The organism is Gemmatimonadota bacterium (assembly GCA_016209965.1).
Taxonomy (GTDB): Bacteria; Gemmatimonadota; Gemmatimonadetes; order Longimicrobiales; family RSA9; genus JACQVE01.
Window position 1 is genome coordinate 1 of the sequence record JACQVE010000317.1, and the last position, 8274, is coordinate 8274.

General features: G+C 68.6%; 11 protein-coding genes. All 11 read right to left on the bottom strand.

Annotated elements, in window-relative coordinates; genetic code table 11:
* Positions 1-503, bottom strand: a 503-nt coding sequence (gene pilO, locus HY703_12585; GenBank protein ID MBI4546029.1) for a type 4a pilus biogenesis protein PilO, incomplete at its 3' end; no start/stop codon positions are given.
* A gap of 1 nt (position 504) precedes the next feature.
* Positions 505-1182, bottom strand: a complete 678-nt coding sequence (locus HY703_12590) for a PilN domain-containing protein (protein MBI4546030.1) — start codon at positions 1180-1182, stop codon at positions 505-507.
* A 24-nt stretch (positions 1183-1206) separates the two neighbouring features.
* Positions 1207-2244, bottom strand: a complete 1038-nt coding sequence (gene pilM, locus HY703_12595) for a type IV pilus assembly protein PilM (protein MBI4546031.1) — start codon at positions 2242-2244, stop codon at positions 1207-1209.
* Positions 2245-2318: 74 nt separating this feature from the next.
* Positions 2319-3512, bottom strand: a complete 1194-nt coding sequence (locus HY703_12600) for a hypothetical protein (GenBank protein ID MBI4546032.1) — start codon at positions 3510-3512, stop codon at positions 2319-2321.
* A gap of 1 nt (position 3513) precedes the next feature.
* A complete protein-coding gene (locus HY703_12605; GenBank protein MBI4546033.1) occupies positions 3514-4362 on the bottom strand; it encodes a prepilin-type N-terminal cleavage/methylation domain-containing protein in 849 nt (282 codons plus the stop codon).
* Between the two features lie 3 nt (positions 4363-4365).
* Positions 4366-4755, bottom strand: a complete 390-nt coding sequence (locus HY703_12610; protein ID MBI4546034.1) for a prepilin-type N-terminal cleavage/methylation domain-containing protein — start codon at positions 4753-4755, stop codon at positions 4366-4368.
* Complete coding sequence (locus HY703_12615; protein ID MBI4546035.1) at positions 4755-5213, bottom strand: type II secretion system protein; 459 nt, start codon at positions 5211-5213, stop codon at positions 4755-4757. Before HY703_12615 ends, HY703_12610 begins: the two co-directional genes overlap by 1 nt.
* A 246-nt stretch (positions 5214-5459) precedes the next feature.
* Positions 5460-6623, bottom strand: a complete 1164-nt coding sequence (locus HY703_12620) for a hypothetical protein (GenBank protein MBI4546036.1) — start codon at positions 6621-6623, stop codon at positions 5460-5462.
* On the bottom strand, positions 6620-7414 hold the full coding sequence (locus tag HY703_12625) for a prepilin-type N-terminal cleavage/methylation domain-containing protein (GenBank protein MBI4546037.1): 795 nt from the start codon (positions 7412-7414) through the stop codon (positions 6620-6622). Before HY703_12625 ends, HY703_12620 begins: the two co-directional genes overlap by 4 nt.
* Positions 7414-7803 (bottom strand): prepilin-type N-terminal cleavage/methylation domain-containing protein, encoded by a 390-nt coding sequence (locus HY703_12630; protein ID MBI4546038.1) that lies wholly within the window; start codon positions 7801-7803, stop codon positions 7414-7416. The genes HY703_12625 and HY703_12630 overlap by 1 nt, the downstream gene beginning before the upstream one ends.
* Positions 7797-8246 (bottom strand): type II secretion system protein, encoded by a 450-nt coding sequence (locus tag HY703_12635; protein MBI4546039.1) that lies wholly within the window; start codon positions 8244-8246, stop codon positions 7797-7799. The genes HY703_12630 and HY703_12635 overlap by 7 nt, the downstream gene beginning before the upstream one ends.
* Between the last annotated feature and the right edge of the window lie 28 nt (positions 8247-8274).

Here is an 8274-nt window from a genome sequence, read left to right on the forward strand (position 1 = left end):
CGGTCCTTCTCCCCGGTGGGCTTGAGCTTGAGCCCGACCGGAGTGATGATGCGGGCGAGCGAGCCGATCGAGCTGAGGAAGCGGCCCACGCGGTGATACGAGCCGATCACGCTCAGTTCGTAGCTCTGCAGCGTGTAGTACGGCCCCGGCGTCTCGGGCTGCGGGCGCAGCATGTTGAGGTCTACGCCGGCCTCGCGCGCCTGGGTGCTCACGTCCTCCAGGAGCTGCGGCACCTCCTCACTGGCCGGGATCAGCTCCTCGAGGCGCCCCATGTGCTGCTCGTACAGCGCCAGCTTCTTCTCCAGCTCTGGCCCGCCCTGCAGCGCCGCGACGCGAGCGGTGCTGTTCTTTTGCTCGAGCTCCTCGAGTCGCGTCTCGAGCCCCTGGACTTCCGCCCTGGCCTTGCCGTGGAAGAAGTACACATAGGCGAAGACGAGCAGCAGCGGCACCACCCCCGCCAGCAGCCGCTTCTGCGCCTGGGGATCGCTGGGCAGGAGCGCCATATTATTCCTCTCCCTCCTCGCGGTTCGCGAACAGGGGCACGGTTTCGATCAGGCCCGGCGGCGGCACCTCATATGCCGCCTCGAGCATGAACTCGTAAACCTCGCTGTTCCCCTCCGGGACCCGCTGCGTGGAGGCCAGCCGCACCTCGCGGATGAACGGAGACCGCTCGAGATCGTTCATGAGCCGCGTCAGGGCAAAGGTGTTTCCGGCGCGCCCCTGGATCTGGAACACGGGCGGCGGCCCAGGCTGAACCTCGACCAGGCTGGTCAGCCAGGTATACTGCGGGAGGGCACGGCTGAGTTCGTCCACGATGTGGGCCCAAATATACCGGTTGGCATCGATCTCCTGGATCACCTGCAGCTTCTGCGTGACCGTGTCCTGCCGCGCCTTCAGCGCTTTGGTCGCCTCGATCAGCGCCGCGTAGCGGGCAGAGTCCTGCTCCGCTTGCTCCACGCTCAAGCTCAGCTCCGCGTTGCGGTTCCGGATCCCCAGCACCAGCCAGGCGATCAGCGCCGGGCCCACGATCCAGCCGCTGACCATGATCATGATCCAGCGGTCGATCTTGGGCAGCGGCGGCAGCGTGAGCGCGGGCAGCCGCGGGATCGCCAGCGAGAGCCCACGACCGCCGCCCCGCACTGTTCGGCGCTTCGCTCCGGGGAGCAGATTGACTTCGATCACGGAGCACCAGGGCGCTCACAGGAATCAGGCGCGGCGTAAGGCAAGCCCTACCGCCATCATCAGCATGGGGGCGATCTCATCCACCGGCATCGCTTGCATTACCTCGGGGCGGACCCGCACCCGCTCGAGCGGATTGGCCACCTCCGTCTGCACACCCAGCCGGCTCCCCACCGCCTCCACCATCCCGGAAACCCGCGCTCCGCCGCCGGACAGGAAGACGCGGCTGATTACCTGCCCGCCCGACTGCGCCGTGATCAGCGCAATCGCCCGCTCGATACCAACCGCCAGCTCGTCCACCCGATCGGCAACAAAGCTGCGCAGGTCCACCGCCGTGCTCTTCCCCTGAATCACCTCGTCCGCCTGCTCCGCCGCCAGACCGCGCTCCCGCTGCAACGCCTCGCGTAGCCGCCGGCAGCCAAAGGGGATGTCCCGCACCAGGATGGGAATGCCGTCGTCCAGCAGGTTCACATTCGTTGTCTCGTGACCGACATTCACCAGCGCGACCAGCCCCGAACGCGCGTCCGGATAGTTCTGCTCGAACGCGTTGTGCAGCGCGAACGCGTCCACGTCCACTACCGCCGCCGACAACCCCGCCTCCGAAAGCAGGCTCAGCCGATTGTCGATCAACTCCCGCTTCGCCGCCACCAGCAGCACCGACATCTGCGGAGACTCCGCCCCCGGATCCAGGATCTGGAAATCGAGCTGCACGCTGTCCATGTCGAAGGGCACATGCTGCTCCGCCTCCCACCGGATCACCCCTTGGGCATCCGCCTCGCTCATCCGATCCATCTGGATCTTCTTGATGATCACGTCGTGACCGCCCACCGCCGCCACAACCCTGGACTTCTTCAGCGCGGCGCCGTCCGCCACCAGGCGCACCGTATCCGCCACCAGCACCGGATCCATGATCTCGCCTTCCACAATGGCGTCCGGCACCTGCGGTGTGGTGGTGAGCTGCACGATCTCGGGCTCCGGCTTCGAGTGGTCTACCACGACCAGCTTGACGATGCCGCTGCCAATGTCGAGGCCGGCGGAAAGCCTGGTGCGGCTGAAGAATGCCATATCCGGCCTCAGACGTTCATGAGGAGATTTCGCGTATCTAGCACGTTACCAAGGCCTTGCATCCTTGTCAATCGCTAGAAGGACGCCGCGCCCGCATCCGACATATCCATCCAGCTCCCCTCGGTGATGGGGAACAACCCGTTCAGCGCGCTGATGTTGCGCAGCATGCGCTCGATGGTGCAGCTCGAGTACTGGGTGATGTGCGTGCCGGCCATGGTGCTGGACTGGTTGAGATCGCCATCGGTGAACAGCTTGAGCAGGCCGAAGAGGTTGCTGGTACCTGTGCCCGGCCGGGCAAAGTTGCCGCGCACCAGGACGATGCCGTAGAACTGGAATTGTCCCGTCCACTGGAGGTCTCCCTCGACCAGCAGGACGCCCTGACCCTCGCCGCCGGTGATTCTCATGTCGCCCGTGGCGTAGATGATGGGGAAGTGCGTGTGGCAGGGGTGGGTCGGGGTGGTGGGCGCTCCCCAGTTGTCATTGTCGTTGATGTTGCAGGCGCCGCCGGACACCAGGCTGGGCGCAGGGCTGACGGTGGTATTGCCGCTATAAGTCTTGTTGGCGAGCGAGATCAGGTCGGCCCACTCGAGGGGGCCTATGCTCAGGAAGTCCGCCTCGGTGAGCGCGGTATCCTGCTTGGTGGGGTTGGGCACGCCCAGGATCGCGCCGGAACCGAAAGTGGTCACCTCGGTCGAGTCCTTAGCCAGCACGCCGGGCACGCCGTTCAGGCCCGGGCAATCGGTGGCCGTGGTGAGCCAGGCCGGCGGAATAGCGTCGTTGCCGTTGATGGTCGCATTGCCGCCAATGGCCAGGGGCCCGAAGGTCTGGATGGCCGAGCGCTTGACCCCGCCGCCGAGCAGGGTGCGGGCCACCATGCCGACACGGCGCGTGGCGCCGGCGAGGGCGACGGGCGCGACGACTTTGCCCGTGGACTCGATCAAGTAGGTGCCGGTCACCACGTGACGGAGCCGGACCGTGTAGCTGACCGTGGCGCCGCCACTGCGGTAGGTGGCCGTGAGCAGGACACCGGAGGAGTCCAGGGCGAGGGGGTCGAGCTGGGTGCGCGTGAGCTGGCCAACGGCGTCGTTCAGCCCGCGCTCGGCGGCGAGGAACGCCTCGGTGGAGTAGCGGCTTGCCGTGCCGATGCGATCCTCCTGCGCCGAGGCGAAGAACCCGGCCACGACCAGGGCGCCGACCACCACGATGGCCAGCACGGCGGCGGCCAGTACGAACCCTTCCTCTCGAGCTTTGTCGCCGGGCTCCATCATCTCAGCTCCTGGGGGTGTTGCGCAGCAGCACATTAGCCTTCAGCGAGTCGGTGTAGGAGTTCCCGGTGAGTGCGGCCTGCGTAGTTTTGGCCCGCACTGTGATCTCGATGCGGGCGATGGTATCGCTGCCCAAGGTGACCTGTGCGCCATTGAATTTCAGGTAACGGAAGGCGAGGCCGCCTTCGGAAGGCTGCGCCAGCGGTCCGACCAGCGCCACGGCTGCGGTGGACGGCTCGTGCCGGCCGAGCACCCACTGCCCGTTGACGCTGAAGAGGCCGTAGGTCACGCGGGCGAAGGAGCGGACCTGGGCGCCACGGCGCAGGCTGTCCGCCACCGAGAGGGTGAGCCGCTGGGTGGGGAACGGCCCGAGGACCGAGTCGGCCAGGGAGATAGCAAGCCAAGTAGCGCACAGCCCACTGGGTACGGTGCCCACGGCCTGAATGTTGGCCTTCTTCCAGGCGTCGTCGCGGAAGCTGGCGGAATCCCGATCGGCCCAGTACAAGACACTGTCTCCCACGGCAAAGGCCTCGCCCAGTTGCCAGACGTCGAGCGCGGTTGAGCCAGCCGTCGAGTTGCAGGCGAAGCCGAGCTTTCGGAAGGCCCGTACCGTGAGCGACTCAGCCGCTGTGACCACCACGTCGCCGCGCGTGCTGCTGAGTCCGCGAAACTCCGAGCCGAGGAGGTCGAGCGCCGTGCGGCTCGCCTGCTGTACCCCGATCACCGCGCTTTCATGACGATAGCTGTCCTGCTGGATGGTCAAAGTCCGGAATATCGCGGTGACCACGATCGCGCCTACCACGAAGACAACCAGCAACTCGACAATGGTAAACCCCGGCGAACGGGCACTCATTTCCTACCTCAGGGCCACGCCGATGACGACCGTATCAACCACAGTGTTGACCAACCCCTGCCCCGGCTCGAAGCCGAGCCCCTGCGTGTAGATGTTGACCCGCTTCAGCTTGATGTTGACGCTCGTCACATCCCACCACACGGTGTAGCCGCTGACGCTCAGCGCGGCGCTCTGCGCGCGGGTCGTCACACTGTCGAAGTGCACGGACCAGAGGTCTTCCGTGACCTGTCGCACGACGGCTGAGCGCTCGGTACGCAGGTCGGCGGACCGAACCTGAGTGAGGATGAATCCGGTGGCGGATGCCATGGCGAGCAACGCGATCGCCAGGACGACGATGGCCACCATGACTTCGACCAGCGAGAAGCCGGCCGAAGGCGCGCGGCGCGCGGACATCAGAGGGACTCCACCAGCCCCAGCGGCTGAACGCGAGCCTGAACCTGCTTGGTGCCGCGGCTAAAGGTAATCACGATGGGCAAACCGCCGGTATTGCAGGATTCGAGGGCGAAGCCTCGAGAGGAATAGCACACCCGTATGCTGTCCCCGGTGGCCGTCGTAACGTCCGCGGAAAACTCATCCACAAAGTTCAGCGTGGTGATCGTGTCGCTCGTGCTGTGTACGACCCAGGCGCGATCCGTGGCGGGGTCGATGATCAGGCGAGCTGTCGAGCCGCGCTCGACAGCCACCATCTTGGCGCGCGCGGAAAGCCAGATGTATCCGTTGCGGGCGTTGACCACCGCCCAGGAATCGCGGACCCCGCCTGCGGGCAGCATGGCAATGGCTACGAGGATCGCAGCGATGACGACCGCAATCAGTGCCTCGACCAGGGTGAACCCCGCCTCTCGCACCCTCATGAAGCGCCCCCCCGATCGCGGTGTAGGCGTACCCGGCTGCATCCCGCCATTGGGAGGTCGACGCATGTGGCGTCTCCACCATCAGGCTGGCCGAGCGCGACGGCGCGGCCGTGGCCGGCGCGGGGACGCATCCGAAGCAAGATAGCAGATCCGTGCCTGCAATCAAGGGCTTGGGCAACAACAACTTCCGGGCCTTCGAGGGCTGCGGTCGCCGCAAAAAATGCGGGGTTCCCCACTTTTTTGCGGCTAGAAGCTGGGCACCCAGGCGCGGCTCGCGGGTCGGAACGGGCGGTTCAGTGCGGGGGAGCGGAGCAGCGCGCGGCGCAGCGCGCAGGAGGAGTAATCGATCCGGCCGCCGACGCTGGATTCCTGGGTCGCGGAAGCGACGCGGGCGGCGCCGTGAACGACGGCGCCGCGCTGCAGCACCAGCCGGCCGGCGACGGCCACGGCGCCGTAGAATCGCGCGTCAGAGGAGAAAGTGAGATCACCCTGCACAGCCAGTACGCCCTGCCCTGCGCCCCCGCTCACTGACAGGCTTCCGGATGCGAAGATCAGTGGGAAGTATGCGCCACACGGCCCGGTGGGATCGAGGGGCGCACCCCAGTTCCCCGGCGCCGCTTCGTTGCACCGGCCGTTGGAGTAGGTGGGCTGCAAGTGCACGGTGCTATCCTCGATGCGGTCCGCAATGGCCGGCAGGTCTTCAAAGCGGAGCGGTCCGAGGTCGAGCGGCGTCGTCCGCTCGAGGCCGGTGGCGGCTGCGAGCGGCGGCCGGCCCAGGACCGCCGCACCGGGGAGGATGCTGACCCGCGCAGGCGCCGCGGCCAGGATAGCGGGGCGCACCAGCCCGTCCTCCTCCTCCGCTCCGGGTTCTGCGGGCACGCTGGCGGGGCACAGGCTGTCCGGCCAGGGCGGCGGGGGGGCCTGGGCATGCAGGGCATCGACGGAGCCGCTGGCGAGCACGCTTGCCGCTCCCTGCACTGTCAGGGCAGCGGCCAAAGCGCCCTGGGCAAGCGCGAGATCGAGCCCCCGGACCAGGAACCCGGCTCGCGCCGAAGCCGCCTCGCCGCTGGATCGCGTCAGACTGGCCCGTGTCCGGAGCAGGAACAAGCCACCTGCCAGCCGTTCCAGGGCGGCGGCGTAACGGACGCCGTCGGGAAGGGTGCCGGCAGCGGCGGGCAGCGAGCGCAGCTCGCCCACGCGCATGTCCGCGTAGGCCGCTGTGCGCCAGGCCGCCAGCGCGCGACTGACGGCGGAGGCGGCGCCCAATCGCGCGTGCAGTGCGTCGCTGTGGCTCTGGGCAATGCGCAACTCCTGCGTGCTCACGTAAAGCAAGCTGGCCGTGAGGAGCTCGAGGCCCACCAGCACCAGGAACGCGAGAGCCAGCACGGCACCGGTACGGGTCCGCTTCACGGCCCCTCCCGTGGCGGACCTGCCCCAGCCGCCTGGCTGGCGGGATTAAGCAAGGCCAGCCGCAGCCGCGCGCGCGCGGGCGGGGCAACGCCTGACGGCGCAGCGACCTCTGGTGCGGCGGCCAGGCGGACTTCCAGGGCGGCGGGAAGGCCCGGGGTAGTGCCCGGCGTTCCCAGCAGGAGCCGGAAGCTGCTGGCCGTGTCATCCAGCGTTTCCGGCGTAAGCGGCTGGCGGCCGCCCCCGCCACGCCGGTACCTCAGCGCTGCGCCGGAAAGGTGATAGCTGCCGCTCTCGTAGAGGAGCAGCATCGTTCCGGGGCTGAGCACGATCCCGCCCAGGCTCCAGGTGTAGAGATCCTCTCCCGCACGGGCACGGCATCCGCTCGCGACTCGCCGGCTGCCCGCCAGCGGCGCGGCGCCGCCCGGCCCGTTCGACTCGACCGGCAGCACCGAATCCTTCGCGGCATTCGGAGCGCGCATTCCCCGATACCTGACCAGGGCGCCGGCTGCCACGCCTGCGCAGGCAATGGCCGTCCCCCGGAACGCGCGCAGCCGGATCGAGTCGCTCGCGACTATGCTCAGATCCGCGGCCGCGTCGGCGAAGCGCAGCTCCGCCGCCAGGACCGCCGCGGCGGCGCGCACCGCTTCCGCCCACTCGACTCGCCGGCTATGCACGCGCGCCAGCCGCTCCTCGGTCACGACCAGGCTGCCGAGCGCCGCCGCGACCAGGCCGCCCAGCGCGAGACTCACGACCAGCTCGAGCAGCGAGAAGCCGGCGCGACACCGCCTCATCAGGGGCTGGCCAGCGGGGGCGGCAAGGGGAAATGGAGCAGCGCGAAATGCAGACTTCCAGGCCTGCCGCCGGCCGGCGACTCGACCACCAGCTCGATGGAGGCGAGGCGGCCCCGCTGCTCAACGACCCAGCGCACGCGCCGCGCGTCCCAGACAGCTTCGCCCGAGCCCGGGCTGGCGACCTGCTGCAGCGAGTCCAGGACGGCGCCGGCCAGCAGCACGGCCTGGTAACGGGCCTCCGCCTCCTGCAGAGTGCGGAGCGCAAGGGTGGCGGCGCCCAGAATGCTGAGGGTCCCCACGGCAAGCACCGTGAGCGCGACCATCACCTCGACCAGCGTGAAGCCGTCAAGCGAGAGCAGGCGCCAGCGCTCCCCGATCCGGCTCACCATGGGCGAGCCCGGCCGTAGCTCGAGATGGCGATGCCCGCCTCGGCACGGCCACGCCGGAGATGCAGCGTGCGGGCAGCCATGCGGCCCAGGCCCAGAGCGTCAAAGGCCAGCTCGAGGCGCTCGAGGGGCGCACCCTCCGTTTCCAGCCTCACGCCGTAGTCAGCCGCCAGGTCGACTGGTGCGGCCACCGTGTCACCGTCCGACTCCGCCCAGAAGCGAGCCCGGTCGACCTCGATCACGAAAGTGGCATGGCCACGCGCGACGGCGCTGGCGCGGGCCCGTGCCAGCCCGGCCAGGAGGGCGTCGCGGGCGGCTCGCACGGTGTAGGCGTCCAGCCAGCGGGCCACGCTCGGGATGCTGCTGGCGGCGAGGATGCCGAGCAGTCCGATCACGACCAGCAGCTCGACGAGGGTAGTGCCGGCGGGGCGGGCGTGCGCGTTCATGCGCGGAGTTTGGCCAGCCGGGCGGGGC

Bases quoted from the DNA above. Each gene is read 5' to 3' on its own strand.
- HY703_12605 (MBI4546033.1), bottom strand. From the start codon at position 4,362: ATGAGTGCCCGTTCGCCGGGGTTTACCATTGTCGAGTTGCTGGTTGTC.
- pilM (MBI4546031.1), bottom strand. From the start codon at position 2,244: ATGGCATTCTTCAGCCGCACCAGGCTTTCCGCCGGCCTCGACATTGGC.
- HY703_12635 (MBI4546039.1), bottom strand. From the start codon at position 8,246: ATGAACGCGCACGCCCGCCCCGCCGGCACTACCCTCGTCGAGCTGCTG.
- HY703_12615 (MBI4546035.1), bottom strand. From the start codon at position 5,213: ATGAGGGTGCGAGAGGCGGGGTTCACCCTGGTCGAGGCACTGATTGCG.
- HY703_12610 (MBI4546034.1), bottom strand. From the start codon at position 4,755: ATGTCCGCGCGCCGCGCGCCTTCGGCCGGCTTCTCGCTGGTCGAAGTC.
- HY703_12625 (MBI4546037.1), bottom strand. From the start codon at position 7,414: ATGAGGCGGTGTCGCGCCGGCTTCTCGCTGCTCGAGCTGGTCGTGAGT.
- HY703_12600 (MBI4546032.1), bottom strand. From the start codon at position 3,512: ATGATGGAGCCCGGCGACAAAGCTCGAGAGGAAGGGTTCGTACTGGCC.
- HY703_12630 (MBI4546038.1), bottom strand. From the start codon at position 7,803: ATGGTGAGCCGGATCGGGGAGCGCTGGCGCCTGCTCTCGCTTGACGGC.